This is a genomic window from Sphingopyxis chilensis, from assembly GCF_035930445.1.
GTDB lineage: Bacteria > Pseudomonadota > Alphaproteobacteria > Sphingomonadales > Sphingomonadaceae > Sphingopyxis > Sphingopyxis chilensis.
The window spans coordinates 1,182,295-1,195,531 of record NZ_CP142394.1; the positions used below are offsets into that span (position 1 = coordinate 1,182,295).

Here is a 13,237-nt window from a genome sequence, read left to right on the forward strand (position 1 = left end):
TAGGTTCATACCGTGACCGCTTCGAGTTCATGGCTCCGCCGAAGGTGGGAAAGGCGGCGCAGCTGTACGCTGCGCGGTCTTATTGACCGTTGCCGGGCTCTGGCCAAGCACTGCCGATCTTGATCTCTTCGATCGAATTCGCATCGATTCTGGTTTGCAGCGAGACCCGTTGTTCGTCCGCGGATCGCAGCGATGCGAACTCGATCCGGTGATGGCCGGCGTCGTCGCGGCCGCCATAGGCGACTTTCGTGGCATCGGCACGACCCACGGGTTCATCCTCGAACCAGAGGCGCACGGTCATGATGACGTCGCCAAGCATCTTCACGCCCATCGGTGTCTCGACGCTGACATTGCGAGGATAGGGAAATGCGGCCGTGCGAATGATTGGAGGGCCGCCCCTCCTTGCTTCTGCAAAAGGGTTCGCCGCATCCTGCATTTGCAGCCAGACGTCGTTGAGTGACCATGTATGACCTTCATCGATATTGCGGAATATCGGTGCGAAGAGGTCGGTATCGTGAGAGAAGGTGAAGTCGACATTCGCGGGATCAGGCATGGTCCACTCGCCGCCATCGGCGAATCGCAATCCAATGGTGACCGGCTCGGCGCGCTGATGCCAAAAGAGGACGAAATCCAGACCGAGAAATGGATGGAGGTCGATCTCCGTGAGTTCGTGCAGTTCCTTCAGCTCGATCGCATTCTCGCAGGCGATGGCGTGGGCGGCTTCGGAAAAGCCGCTCGCGCTCACGGCGATCGTCCGTTTGGCGCCGATCGATCTCCTTTTCGTTGCGAGCTGCTCGATCCAGGTGACATCCTGCCGGGCCCGGCGCTTGCGGCATTCGATCGTGACAAGTGAACCATCCGGCGTTCGGAGGCTGGCGTCGACCTCGCGCGACCGGCCCGTCACTCGGCAAGGGATCCGGTCTGGCGAGCGGACGATTGCGCCCAGGTCCGCAGCATCGCCTTCGAGCCGGGACACAAGCTGTTCGAACTGGCGCCACTCGGGATCGACACGCCGCGCGCGCGACATCAGCTCTTACCCGGCGGCGATCCGAGAAACATCGGAAAAAAGCTTTGCTGCTTCTTGAGCCGCAGCACATCGCCCACCGCGATCGTGCTTGCGCGTCGACGGGTCCCGCCTCCTGGCGTCAGCACCTCGAGATCCGGATTGTCGATGATCGCCTGGTGGATGTCATCTGCGTGTGCAGGCGTCGCGTTATAAATGCCCTCGTAGAATTCAGCCACGGGAAGAACGTCGCCTGAATCGGAAATCAGCCGCGGGATGTCTTCGAGCAACTGGTCCTTGGCGCGCTCACGTCCGTCCAGATCGAAGAGATAGAGTTCGCCGTCATGGTGTCGCGGGTCATAGCTCAGCATGTCGAGGCCTGACCGGCCGAAATGCGCCTGCATGCTGCTATTGGCATGCAGGATATTGTTATACTCCTGCCGGCCACGATAGGCGTTGGCGAAATGGATCAGCCAGTAACGCCATCCGCCGGGGTTGTTGATCGAGAACGGGCTGACATAGGGAGCGCAACTCTCATAGGTTTCGAATACTATGCGCTCGGCCGTACCAAGCCAGTCGGTGTTGCTCATTGCCCCATTGAGGCGCTCCAATTGCTCGGGCGACGGCGCGACGGCTTTAAGCTGGGTTTGCAGCTTGCCCGGATCAGCCTTCTTCAGGAAACCAAGCAGCGCCGTGATCATGAAAGTGTAGAATATCTCCGCTGAGGGATAAGTGCGCATGATACGCACCAGGGTCTGCCGCTCCACATGGCTATGCCCGCATTGGTCGAGATTGAAGACGACGTTGCGATAGCGACCCGCTGCCAGCGTGGCTTCGATCGACGGAAAAATGGTCTCGAATGCGCCGTTGAAATAGCAGATCTGTACATGCAGCCGAGGTGTAGTTTCCTGAAGCTCCCCCAGAACCGGCGCCATATGCCCTTTGAGACTGTCGAGGGCGTCGGCTTCCCAATCGTTAAGGATCATCAGGCATTCGATATCGATCGCGCCAAGGCCGCTCGCGGCGCGGTGCAGATTGACGGCATCGAGCGCCTTTTTCAGCTCTTCGAGGATGATGATCGGTGAGCCTGGCGCTCCGCATTTATACCGACCGCCGCCGGCGAATCCGTCGACAAACGCGAGACGGAATTTGGTTTGCTGGGGAACCTGGCAACGAACAATCAGGTAGCGGAAGAAATACTCGCGAAGGATCTTATGCTTGCACTTCGAATGCTCTTCGAGGACCGCGCCATCTTTCCATTCGTAGATCTTCTCTGTCATCCATGCTCCATGCCATAGTTGACAGAGAATTACAGTCCCAACTGACTCCCTGGCATTTCATCCCAAGTACGGCCTCGATACTCGCGGCCGTTCGCCTTTTTCGACCGGCGCTTGTTGTCTTTGCCCCAGGTTCCCCACTGCTTGAAGAAGAACAGCGTACCGTGCCGGGCGCATTGATGGTGGATTTCGTCGATCCAGCTTTCACGGATCGGACGCGCCGCGCGGCCACTTTCGCCGCCGACGATCGCCCAGTCGATCCCGGTAAGATCGATCAAGCCAACCGGGCCGATCAGTGGCTCGAAGGATATGAACCGGATCGCCGCAGGGACGGACCGCAAGAGATCGATGCGCGGCACGGCCGCCCGATCCTCGACGCTAGTGCCAAGCCAGACATTGGGCAGCACGTCGCGGATCACTTCGGTCAGAATATGGGCCATACGCTCCGGGCGCTTGGTCAAAATCTGATAATTATGGTGCGGCGTGTCGCGCATGACCTGCCACACGTCGAGGATGAATTCCTCGGAGACGGCCTCATGGAACAGATCGCTCATCGAGTTGACGAAAATCTTCCGCGCCTTGCGCCACCGGCGCGGAATTTCCAGGGCATCGCGGTCTTCGCGTACGACTCCGGACCAGATAGTGCGCTTGCCGCTCCGGCGGGTGAGGTCGCGATATTTGTCGATCCGCATCGCCTCGAGCCGCCGCGCCATCTCCATGGCGTAGCAATTGGTGCAGCCCGCCGAGACGATTGAACAGCCCGCCACCGGATTCCAAGTCGCGTCGGTCCATTCAATCTGCGTTTCCGCCATCGGACTTCTCCTGCCTCAGTTAGGCGCTGGCTGCGGCCAGCCGGCTCGCGGGCCATTCGGACAGGCGTACCAGTGCAACTTCGATCATGCGCTCGTCGAAGATTCCGAGCTTGCGGACGGCTGCATCTTGACCAGTTGGCCACGCCTTGATGCCAGCGCGCACGCCGGCAATGCTCGCTTCGGCGCCGTTTTCTATCAACCAGTCGACGGTGGCGAGCAGCTCCATGCCGAGCGGCGTTTCGAAGCCGTCAATGAGCTCGTCAGTGAGCGTAAGAGCAGGCAGATATTCCTTCCCCTCCGACCCCAGATAGGCAGCGATCCGATCGCGCTTGCTGTCGTCGAACCAAATCGTGTCGAGCGGCCCGGCATCCGCCATGCGCTTGTCGCTATGCAGATAACTGCCGTCGAGCGAATCCAGCAAATGACGAAGCCGCGGCGCATAGGGGCCGAAGCGGTTGGCTTCGAAGCGCAGATCGAGATCGTTCTGAATGCCAAGCTTGGCGAGGCTGCGCTCCGCGAAATAGGCCAGCTTCTGGATTTCGAGCAGTGAGCATTCGAAGCCGAGCACCGCATAGCGACGGACAAGGTCGGCTACCATTGCCCGTGCCGGCGTCAGTTTCTCGACCCCGGTGCGCTTCGCGACATTCTGATAGGCCGCGGTCGGCTCGTAAACTACCACTTCGACATCGAGGTCGCCGAGTTTGTCCGCTATCAATTTGCGCACCACCGGCCAATCGAGTCCGCCATTGCCGCTGCCGAGTGGCGGCAAAGCGATCGAGCGAATCTCCTGCTCACGGATTACCCGCTTGAGATCGTCGAGCCCCTTTTCGATCCATTCCAGCTTCGACGGATTGCGCCAGTGTTGCTTCGTGGGGAAGTTGATGATCCATTTGGGGCCGAGCAGCTCGCGCCGTTCGGTGACGAACATGTGCCCGACCTTCACGTCGCCAGCTTTGCAGGCGGCCATATAGGCCTTGAGGTTCAGCGGGAAATTCTCCTTGAACATGAGAGCAATGCCCTTGCCCATCACGCCAACGGTATTGACGGTGTTGACCAGCGCATCGACGTCGGCCTCGAGAAGATTTCCCTGCGTATAGCTGATCATCAGAAATACCATCCCGGTCTTGCGACCACTCTTAAATCCACGCCCGCTTCGTCAATCCGTTCCTGCGTCGCCGCCGCTTCTGCGTCATTGCAGCACGCAATGCCGAGCAAGGCGCCGACCGGAACATGATGATGCACAAGCGCTTCGGCCTGATAACGATCGAACTTGCCCAAATCATCATTATCGCGCTTGAAATCACTGTCCCGCAATATAGCCCAATCTATCGCATCAAGTCGAGCTAAATCTTTATAAAATTGAGATGTTTGAAGGTATGCATGGCCATTCGTAAACAAATATTCCATCAGTTGATCACGAATATGAAAAAGACTGGAAACAAGAATTAGAATCTCTTCATTGCTGCGCTTTGGAATGCCATTGAATCCTGTTTTTATGTTCAGAAGCATTGGCGATCTAGGTGTGAAATAGAAGGGAACATAGTCGCTCAACGTCCCCTCCGGCGCGATCGGCACCTGTCGGCCATTGCGTTTTCCGATCAGTTCCGGATTGCCGATGTCGACGTAATTGGGGTCGACCAATTCTGAACTGCGGCAATGAACACCGTTTGCGAGAATCCAGTCCAGATTGTCGCGGTGGACGATCCGGAAAATGAGACCCTTGTCTGGTCCGAGGATCTTCACCGGCCGCGCCGACGGGCAGCGGGAGGCTGCGCCACCCCAATATCCGTCTCGATGATGATCGGCCCTGCCCGCATGGCGTGTCCTTATCGACTTCCATCAAGGACGGGAAGTCGCCAGCGACATCGTGCCGGGAGCAGCCGACAGCCCGCTGCCATACCGTTTCCGGTTCGAGGTGGCGCGATAAGAACATAAGGAGAACATATAGGAATTCGGAGGGCCGGGATACAATGAATAATGCGGAGGGATGCCAGCGAATGCTAAGGCGGCATTATGACGAAAACACCCTCTATTGATGATGCCGCCAGGCTGGATGAGCTCGCCGGCAAGATGATCGCCGAGGCGACATCGAAATCCAGTCCGCGCATCCTTTCGGCTACCGGGTTCGCGCGTGAGAACATCTCCATCTTGCATCAGCAGCGCCGCGCGACGAACCTTGCGTGGGCGCTTTCCCGCACCGGTCGGGTGGCACCAGGGGATGTGATCGGGGTCGTCGGGGGCTCATTTTCGGGGCTGATGCTCGCGGTCATCCTGGCGATGGTGAACGACGCGATCGTCTATGTCTTTGAGAAGGAGTACCGACTGCTCCACCGCTTTCGCGACAAGGCGCATCGTCACTTGTCGCCAGTGCTGAATTCGCGCGCTCTTGGCACTCGCTTCGATCCCGAATGGTCGTCGGCGGAGTTTCGGTCACCAATTTTTGCGTGGGAGGCCGCGAACGCCAGCGAGGTCGCTTACGCCTGGCTGAACGAATTTGCGACCTATGACCGCGACCTTCCCATCTTCGCATTCACCGGCTCGGAGGTGCTTCCCCAGAAGCTGCATCCGCGGCATGACGGGGTAGATATTGATTTCTCTTCCGGTAACCCGAACTACGGCTTTGTTTCGGTCGACCTGCTCATCGACGCGACGGGATATGGCGAGGAGGCCAACCCGCTGGGGGTCACCGACTACAGCTACTGGGATTCGGGGCACCAGCTCATCTACGACCATCTCGTTCCGCCAGCAAAAGTGCTGATATCGGGCTGCGGCGACAGCGGAGTCATTGAGGGCCTTCACTACGCCTTCGGCGAGTTTCGCCACAGTTATGTGAAGGCGCTTTGGCGATACCGCGAAGGTCTTGAGGCGCAGATTGACGAGGGTCTGCGACGCTCACGTTTAGAAGCGATATTCGACAGCGGGGAACCCGAGGCCCGTTACGAACCGGAAATCCTGTCCGAGATCGTCTGGTGGCTCGATCAGCGATATTTCATGGCGTACAACAGAGTTTCTTGGCCGCCCGGCGGTGAGTTGCATCTGCCGCCGATCTACGAGCGCCTCGATGCGTTGCTGAAACCCCATTTTGTGGCTGGCGCGCGGGTCGAGCCGTTCGAGACTGCTGAATGGGAAACGCTTGAGGACTTCGTGCTTGAGCTGCCTCTTGCCGACCAGCTGGTAATCCGCGAGGTGATGCGGCCACTTGCCGAGGAATGGATCAGCCGGCTGACCGAAGAGCTTGCGGAGTCGATACCGCTTCCTGAAAACATTGCAGCTTACACCGACTTGGCCCGACCCGATGTCAGCATCGTGTTAAACGGTCGTATGCCGACGGCCTATACCCGGCAGCTCTCGCCCTACAATGTCTGGACCATGCGCCTGCTCCTCGCCTTTCCGTCCGTCCAATACCGTCAGGGCGCGATCAGCAGCGTTCGGTTGCGGCCCGACCGGCGCTTCGAAGTCCAATTTGCCGATGGGAAGACAGACATCTTCGATCGGGTGGTTACGCGCTACGGTCCAGAATCGCGCGAAGGCAAAATGATCGCACAGCAGTACCTGCGCGATACGCAGCGCGGAGACATGTTACTCTTTATACCCATGACGCTGGTCCCTCATGCGACCGACCCGCATCGCGGACGCTATGTCGATCATGCCCGGGCGGCAGTGGTCGACGGCCTGTTTGCGCTCGAAGCCCGAAGCCGGTCGGGCGAGAGTGTCAGCAAGGAGCAAATCGTCGGGCGGATATTATTCGGCCCGGACACTTTGCCCAAAAACGGCAACCTGTATGACGATCCGATCGCTTGGCTTGCCGGCGAGCTGCGCGCCGGTCGCTATCCGCGGTTTGACGTGGATAGCGACCTCAACGTGGCTATGGTTCGAGGGTGAGCCGACCATGTAGGGCGAGCGATGTCGCTGATGCGACGATGTGCAGGAAGTGTCTTCGTTGAAGATGTTTCGGTCAGAACCGACACCGCTTCGGATCGTATCGGCCGGGAGAATATGCTTGCAGGTCGTACCGCACGAAGTTGCGAGCGAGCATGGACTTGACCATCCCCATGTCCCAACGTTCCAGAATATTGCCTGGTCGTGTAGCCATACCCCCTTCTAACTACATGAATGGCGCAAGGTCGTGCGTCGACAAGCCATAAGCTCTGAAAGGCCACGGGGCTCTTGAACCATCCCGAAACAGCCAGAGCAAGGAACTGCCCCGCCGCCGTCGCCATTGTTGCGACAGCTATCCCATACTTCTTTTTCTAAAGCCGGCGGTCCGAAACCCGCCAGAGAGTCGATTTCGCTGCCAACGGGACTAGCGGCGAAGCATTGATGGCGTGGTTGAAATTTGCCCGCGCGACCACACTTTGGAGGGCAGAGCGGAGCAATTCCGCCCGAGGAGGGAGAGGACAGAATGTCAGCGAGCGATGAAGTTGATGAGATGCATCTGACACCCAACGGTTGGTTGCAGGGCAGCACCAAGATTGATTTTTCGGGTTGGACGCATCGGGACACGCCTTCGGACCGGCTGCTCACGGTGAGTTTCCGGGAATATATGTCCTCGGGCTTCTCCAAGATGGAACTCACGGCAGACGAGACCAAGCATGCCAACGATGCCGAGATTCTTATCGCGCTGGACAAACACGGGGCCGATCCGCGCCCCAGCGCCGAGCGGTACTATGGCTGGCCTGAATTCTTGCGCAAGATTGGCTACAAGAAGGCCGCGGCCTAGCTGGCACTCAACCCCTCCGATACCCCGGTCGCGACGGCGTTACGGCACACATAGGAGCGATGTCATTTGAACGGGCTCGCAGTGGAACGGAGACCTACGGGATTTGACGCAAGAGACGCTGCTCTTTTGGCGCGTCTCGGTGCTCAGTTTGACGAGAACCCTGACGCATTCATCGAAGCATCAAAGCGACCTACCGCCAAAGATTTTCAACTCATTGGCACATTCGTGCAGGTTTATTGCTTCGCGGAGCTTAGTGCTCGGCAGATTATTGAGATGATCGACTCCGTCATACCTAGCCAGAGCAAAGAAGCTGCTTCGCGGCTCTCCGGACATGACGTTTTCCCACATTTGATTCTGGCCGCGAACCGATTGAAAAATAATAGCAAGGGCAATGTAAAGGAAACGCTCATACGAGCCGCGGGAATCATTGGAATGCACCGACAAATGCGACATACTTTCGCTCACTGGGCGGTGCGACGCGTTGAAGGCGACAAGGCCTTTTTGCTTCTCTCCAAGAATGCGCAGGAAGGGAAAAAGCGAACCGGTACAATGCCTATGGTGCGCTGTATGAACTACGGGATCGTAGCCAAGGAGACCTTACGCAGGGAACTGCGAAAACTGGAGGAGCATACCCAAAACTTGTCGGTTGTCGCGGCTCATATGAACAAAGATTCCGCGACGTTGGCTAGGATGGTTCAAGCTTCGATCTAGCTCCGACCTGTCGGAGTCCGATGGCAGCTTTTGCGATTTCGTCGTCAAAAGCTGACCGACTGAAAGCGGCCAAACCTCGCCGATCGGCGAGGTTTGAGCTCAGGCCAGCGCGCCGCCGTCGACGTTCACGGTGGTTCCGGAGATCTGGCGGGCAACGGGACTTGCGAGAACGGCGACGGCTGCGGCGACATCCGCTGGGATGCCGTACCATCTCAGAGGAATGAGACTGCGTTGAAAGCCCGAAAATCCGCACATTGCCGGATTCTGGACTTACCGATCGGTCGATGCAACGCCGTTCATGATCGCTGCCACCATCGGTGCCATCAATTCCCGGAAATCGCGGCCCATGACGAGTTTACGCGAGGCTTCGAGCGAGACGAGGCCGTGGAGGCTGGCCCAGATGAGGTGCGCGGCTGTCATAGGGTCGTCGTCCTCGCCCGTGTCGGCGAAATAGGCCTCGACGACTTCGAGCACGACATTCCACGCGCCCGACTGACGGCGGATCGCGTCGCCGAAATCTTCGAGCATCCGGCTCGGGCTGTCATAGACCCAATAATCGAACATCAGCCGGTAGGAGCGGCGCTCGCGCAGGCCGAACTCCAGATAGGCGATCAGCATTCGCTCAAGCTTTTCGCGGCCGGTGCCGGCATCGGCCACCGCGTCGCGCAGCGCGGCCTCGAATTGCAGGAATGCGTGCGTGCGCAGTTCCTGGAGCAAATGGTCCTTCGTGGGAAAATATTTATAGGGCATCATCGGCGAAGCGCCGATCACGCCCGCAATCTCCCGCATCGAAATCGCATCGATCCCGCCGCGGTCGAACAATGTCAGCGCTGCGCCGCAGATCCGGTCACGCGCGGCGCTGTGTGCGACCCGCAGATCGTCCGCCGACGCGGGTGGGCGCCCGCGCCGCCGCTTGACCGGCACTGCGTCACCAGTTTTCTCTACCGCCGACAAGATTGCCCCTTCTCCAAGTCGCCGGCGTGTCCGGCGTCTGGAGACTCTATTCGGCATCGCCTGCGGTTGGCAAATCATTGCTGGGCAATGAAGCGGCGCGGTTGCTCTCTCGAGCAAGGCGAATACGGGTTATGGCGCGACCAGCCGGACCACCAGCGCGCCCATCGTCGACGACAGATGTTCGACCGTGTCGCCGACCTTCATGTAACGCCCGGCCTTGAGCTCATTCCGCACGAAGCGATTGATAACCGAGAAGAACGGCGATTTTCCGCGCAGGAAGCGGCCGAGCAGGATGTGGTCGATGATCCCGCCTTTCTTGTCCTCGGGCATCGGGGGCATGAAGAGCACACCTTCGCTCGTCCCCGACATCACCGCCGCGCCGCGGGGGATCGTGTCCTGTTCGAGCAGCGGTACCTTGCTGCCCTTGTACGTGTAGTTGCCGCCGCCCCCGTTCGTCAGGGCCTTTGCGACCAGCGCCTCGAAATCGAGGATCATCGCGCTGCCGCGGGCGTCCTGCTTCACCGTGCCGTTGACGCGCGTCACGATGCGTTCGTCCTTTACGAAGGCGCGCCAGTCGTGCGGGACGACGAGAAATGGTCCGGTCGGGAAATAGTCGGGGCCGCTTTTGGCGTCACTGAACCCACGACCTGACGGAACGTTCTGCGGATCGATCTCGCGCAGCAAGGTCGCGCGGTCGGTGAAATCGCCGCAGAGGAAAAAGCCTTTCCGCGCGGCTTCGAAATCGGCGAGCGAGGCGACGTCGCGGTCGAAGCGCACGCTGATCTCGACCTCATAATCCATTAGCGTCCCGGGATGAACGACCAGCGTCGTGCGCGCCGGGGACGGTTTGCCGAATTTTGGGAAGTTGAAGACCGTGTTGCTCCCCGCTTCCTTGGCATGTTCTGCAAAATTGGTGCCCGTCGCAAGATGGCGATCGGTCATCGCACCCGAAGGAAGCAGGTTGCCCAGCGCATAGCGCGATTGTGATCCGCCGGCCATCTGCAGCGCATGCAGCTTGTCGTCGCCGACAGCGGCGATCGCGTCGAAGATATCGGCGCCGGCAGGCGCGCCTTCTGTCGTCAGGTCGATCGCCTCGATGGTGTCGCCGCCTTCATAGGTCGTCACCAGCAAGGTCACAGTCTCGCCCGCGTCGTTCACCGTCTGTGCAAGGGTGAAGGCGACCGACGCGGGAGCGAGACGGGGCGCTATCGGCTTCGCTTCCGGCGAGATTTGGTTCGACCGCGTCGATCGATCGGCACTCAGCGGCAGCGGAAATGCGATGGCGGAAGTGAGGCGGCTCATGCAGGATATTTTCCTTGTCTAATGGTCAGAAATGGAAGGAGAGGTTGGCGCCCCAGGTGCGCGGCGGGCCGTAGGAAACGAAGCGCTGCTCGAGGATGCCCTGCGGGAAGACATAGTTCATCTCGGCCTTGTCGAGCAGGTTGCGGACGAAGATGGCCGCCTCCCACTTGCCCGAATCGGGCACCCAGGCGAGGCGGAGGTCGACGATGTCCTTGCCCTTGCGGATGCCGAATTCCAGGTCGGCGGGGGCATCGTTGGCGATGCTGCTGCGCGTGTTGTAATCGGCGCGCAGGCGAACCACGCCCGCCCCGGCGATCTGGGGCGAGTCCGCCACCGCCGACACAGCGAGCGTCCATTTGGGCATTTTGGCAAGCCGCGTGCCCGCGAGATCATTGCCGTCGAGATCGACATAGTCGTCGAATTCGCCGTCATAGCGGGCAGCACCCAGCGACAGCGTCAGATTGCGGCTGGGCCGTGCAACGGCTTCTATCTCGATCCCCCGGATCGTGGCGCTGGCGGCGTTGGTGGTGATCTCGATGCTGTTCGAATTGAAGGCCGACACCTGGATATCATCATATTGCATGTCGAAGGCGGTGAGGTTCAGGTGCAGGCGGTTGTCGAAGAGCTTGGTGCGCACCCCAGCCTCGATATTGCGCACTGTTTCCTCGTCGAACGGCGTCGTTGCCGAGACGATATTGAGCGGTTCGGAATTGAACCCGCCCGACTTATAGCCTTGCGACACGGCGCCATAGATCATGAAGGCGTCGCTCGGGCGGAATTGCAGCGAGGCGCGACCCGTCGGCTTGCCCCAGCTGTCGCTGACCGCCGCGATCAGCGGCTGTGACGGATCTTCGACAAAGAAGCCCGCGAACGGCCCCTGCGCGCGGCTGTCGATCGCGAAATCCTTTTCGTCGTGCGAATAACGGCCACCGACGGTCAGCGTCAGTTGCGGCGTAATGTCCCACGCGACTTCGCCGAAGACGCCATAGCCCTGAGCCTCGCTCGACTGGCGAAGCTGCTGCGTCGTCGGCCCGAAATTGGTCGCGGCGCCGCCGAACCGGTCGAAGCCGTAGCGCATCGTCTCGTCGAGATAGAAGAGGCCCGCGACCCAATAGATGCTGTCGTTCGCGGCATCGCCTTCCAGCCGGATTTCCTGCGTGAAGACCTTGGCATTGTTGCGCACGTCGAGATTATTGTAAGCAAGCGGCGAGCTCTGAAAAAAATGATTGTCGCCGTGCCGGTACGACGTCAGCGCGGTAAGCTTTGACCAACCGAAATCGATGACCAGCTCGTTCGATATTCCCCAGATGTCGCGGTCGAAGAAGCTGCCGCCTGGCGTGGTCATGATCTTGTACGGATCGGTGCTCGGCTCGAAGATCGGGTCGGAGAAGGGCGGGCCGAGGACCGGCAAGGTCGGGTCATAGGCCTTCAGCGGCGAGGTATCGTCGTGGCGTTCGAAGCTGCCATGGACGCGCAGCGTCGAGATGACATTCTCGCCGAATTTCTGCTCGATCGTCAGGCGGCCGGCGAGCGAGGCGCGGTCGTCGACGTCGCGGCCCGTCGCCACATCCTCGAAATAGCCATCGCGGCGACTGTACTGAAAGGCGAAGCGCGAAAGCGTCGAAGGGCCAACCGGAATGTCGAATCCCGCGTCGAATTTGACCGTGCCATAGGTGCCGACGTCGAGTGAGAGGTCACCGCCCGCGGTGTCGCCGGGCCGGCGATTGATCACATGAAAGACGCCGCCGGTGGCGTTGCGGCCATAGGTCGTGCCCTGCGGCCCGCGCAGCACCTCGACCCGCTGGACATCGAAGATCGGCGCCGAGCGCATGAAGTCGCGCGAAATGACCTCGCCGTCGATCATCATCAGCACGCCCGAATCCGACGCGGCGCCTTCGCCGCCCGACGCGATGCCGCGCACCGACAGCACGGGTTCGGCGGCATTATAGGAGGTGAAAGCGGTGCCGGGAGTGAGGGCGAGGATATCGCGCACATCGTTGAGGCCGCGCTCCTGGAGGTCGCTGCCCGAAACGGCGCTGATCGCCAGCGGCACGTCCTGCAGCGCTTCGGCGCGGCGCTGCGCGGTCACGACGATTTCGGACACGCCGGCCTCGTTCGCCCTTTCGCTTTCCTGCGCCTGCGCTTCGGCCGCCAGGCACAAGGTCATCGCTCCCGCCAAGAAATAGGCTTTCTTCCCCATGATGATCTCTCCCTCTCGTGGAGCGGTGCAGGATCGCATCCGCTCTCCGGCCGCTTGGGCGGCTCTCCCTCGATGCTGCTGGGCAGCAATCGGATGTACGGTGTAATCGAAAAAATCGAAGACGGTCAATTAAAATCGATATTAGTAAAAAAAACCGATTTACATCAACCGCGATATCGGCGACGCAATCATGGTAGGACGGCATGAATGGAGCGCCTTGCAGGGCCGGATATTGGGGCTCTAAGGTGCGTCCGGAGG

General features: G+C 59.8%; 12 protein-coding genes. 3 read left to right on the top strand and 9 right to left on the bottom strand.

The window, feature by feature from the left end:
• Nucleotides 1-79: 79 nt before the first annotated feature.
• Genes VSX79_RS05310 through darT form a run of 5 tightly spaced genes read right to left on the bottom strand, consistent with a single transcriptional unit; the run spans nucleotide 80 to nucleotide 4,835 of the window.
• Nucleotides 80-1,027: a restriction endonuclease gene (locus VSX79_RS05310; RefSeq protein ID WP_326914652.1), complete on the bottom strand. Its 948-nt coding sequence runs from the start codon at nucleotides 1,025-1,027 to the stop codon at nucleotides 80-82.
• Nucleotides 1,027-2,283, bottom strand: coding sequence for a three-Cys-motif partner protein TcmP (locus VSX79_RS05315; protein WP_326914653.1), 1,257 nt, complete (start codon nucleotides 2,281-2,283; stop codon nucleotides 1,027-1,029). Before VSX79_RS05315 ends, VSX79_RS05310 begins: the two co-directional genes overlap by 1 nt.
• 29 nt (nucleotides 2,284-2,312) lie before the next feature.
• Nucleotides 2,313-3,092 carry a DUF5131 family protein gene (locus VSX79_RS05320; RefSeq protein WP_326914654.1) on the bottom strand — a complete coding sequence of 260 codons (780 nt, stop codon included), beginning with the start codon at nucleotides 3,090-3,092 and terminating at the stop codon, nucleotides 2,313-2,315.
• Between the two features lie 19 nt (nucleotides 3,093-3,111).
• Nucleotides 3,112-4,209, bottom strand: a complete 1,098-nt coding sequence (darG, locus tag VSX79_RS05325; protein ID WP_456154544.1) for a type II toxin-antitoxin system antitoxin DNA ADP-ribosyl glycohydrolase DarG — start codon at nucleotides 4,207-4,209, stop codon at nucleotides 3,112-3,114.
• Entirely contained in the window at nucleotides 4,197-4,835 is a 639-nt protein-coding gene (gene darT, locus VSX79_RS05330; protein WP_326914656.1) for a type II toxin-antitoxin system toxin DNA ADP-ribosyl transferase DarT, read from the bottom strand. Before darT ends, darG begins: the two co-directional genes overlap by 13 nt.
• Nucleotides 4,836-5,105: 270 nt before the next feature.
• On the opposite strand from darT, the gene VSX79_RS05335 reads away from it, so the two are divergent.
• From VSX79_RS05335 to VSX79_RS05345, 3 genes are all read left to right on the top strand, one after another.
• Complete coding sequence (locus VSX79_RS05335) at nucleotides 5,106-6,974, top strand: hypothetical protein (RefSeq protein ID WP_326914657.1); 1,869 nt, start codon at nucleotides 5,106-5,108, stop codon at nucleotides 6,972-6,974.
• Nucleotides 6,975-7,494: 520 nt separating this feature from the next.
• On the top strand, nucleotides 7,495-7,812 hold the full coding sequence (locus VSX79_RS05340) for a hypothetical protein (RefSeq protein ID WP_326914658.1): 318 nt from the start codon (nucleotides 7,495-7,497) through the stop codon (nucleotides 7,810-7,812).
• Nucleotides 7,813-7,878: 66 nt separating this feature from the next.
• Nucleotides 7,879-8,523, top strand: coding sequence for a hypothetical protein (locus VSX79_RS05345; protein ID WP_326914659.1), 645 nt, complete (start codon nucleotides 7,879-7,881; stop codon nucleotides 8,521-8,523).
• A gap of 99 nt (nucleotides 8,524-8,622) precedes the next feature.
• Here VSX79_RS05345 and VSX79_RS18570 read toward each other — a convergent pair whose 3' ends face one another.
• The 4 genes from VSX79_RS18570 to VSX79_RS05360 all read right to left on the bottom strand — a co-directional run bounded on the left by VSX79_RS18570 (nucleotide 8,623) and on the right by VSX79_RS05360 (nucleotide 12,979).
• A complete protein-coding gene (locus VSX79_RS18570; protein ID WP_407697257.1) occupies nucleotides 8,623-8,778 on the bottom strand; it encodes an SDR family oxidoreductase in 156 nt (51 codons plus the stop codon).
• Between the two features lie 15 nt (nucleotides 8,779-8,793).
• The gene (locus VSX79_RS05350; protein ID WP_326914660.1) at nucleotides 8,794-9,477 is read right to left on the bottom strand and encodes a TetR/AcrR family transcriptional regulator; all 684 of its coding nucleotides are present in this window, start codon (nucleotides 9,475-9,477) and stop codon (nucleotides 8,794-8,796) included.
• Nucleotides 9,478-9,606: 129 nt separating this feature from the next.
• A complete protein-coding gene (locus tag VSX79_RS05355; protein ID WP_326914661.1) occupies nucleotides 9,607-10,779 on the bottom strand; it encodes a fumarylacetoacetate hydrolase family protein in 1,173 nt (390 codons plus the stop codon).
• A 25-nt stretch (nucleotides 10,780-10,804) separates the two neighbouring features.
• Entirely contained in the window at nucleotides 10,805-12,979 is a 2,175-nt protein-coding gene (locus VSX79_RS05360; RefSeq protein ID WP_326914662.1) for a TonB-dependent receptor, read from the bottom strand.
• Nucleotides 12,980-13,237: the final 258 nt, after the last annotated feature.

Bases quoted from the DNA above. Each gene is read 5' to 3' on its own strand.
- VSX79_RS18570 (WP_407697257.1), bottom strand. From the start codon at position 8,778: ATGTGCGGATTTTCGGGCTTTCAACGCAGTCTCATTCCTCTGAGATGG.
- VSX79_RS05310 (WP_326914652.1), bottom strand. From the start codon at position 1,027: ATGTCGCGCGCGCGGCGTGTCGATCCCGAGTGGCGCCAGTTCGAACAG.
- VSX79_RS05335 (WP_326914657.1), top strand. From the start codon at position 5,106: ATGACGAAAACACCCTCTATTGATGATGCCGCCAGGCTGGATGAGCTC.
- VSX79_RS05360 (WP_326914662.1), bottom strand. From the start codon at position 12,979: ATGGGGAAGAAAGCCTATTTCTTGGCGGGAGCGATGACCTTGTGCCTG.
- VSX79_RS05320 (WP_326914654.1), bottom strand. From the start codon at position 3,092: ATGGCGGAAACGCAGATTGAATGGACCGACGCGACTTGGAATCCGGTG.
- VSX79_RS05355 (WP_326914661.1), bottom strand. From the start codon at position 10,779: ATGAGCCGCCTCACTTCCGCCATCGCATTTCCGCTGCCGCTGAGTGCC.
- VSX79_RS05315 (WP_326914653.1), bottom strand. From the start codon at position 2,283: ATGACAGAGAAGATCTACGAATGGAAAGATGGCGCGGTCCTCGAAGAG.
- VSX79_RS05340 (WP_326914658.1), top strand. From the start codon at position 7,495: ATGTCAGCGAGCGATGAAGTTGATGAGATGCATCTGACACCCAACGGT.
- darG (WP_456154544.1), bottom strand. From the start codon at position 4,209: ATGGTATTTCTGATGATCAGCTATACGCAGGGAAATCTTCTCGAGGCC.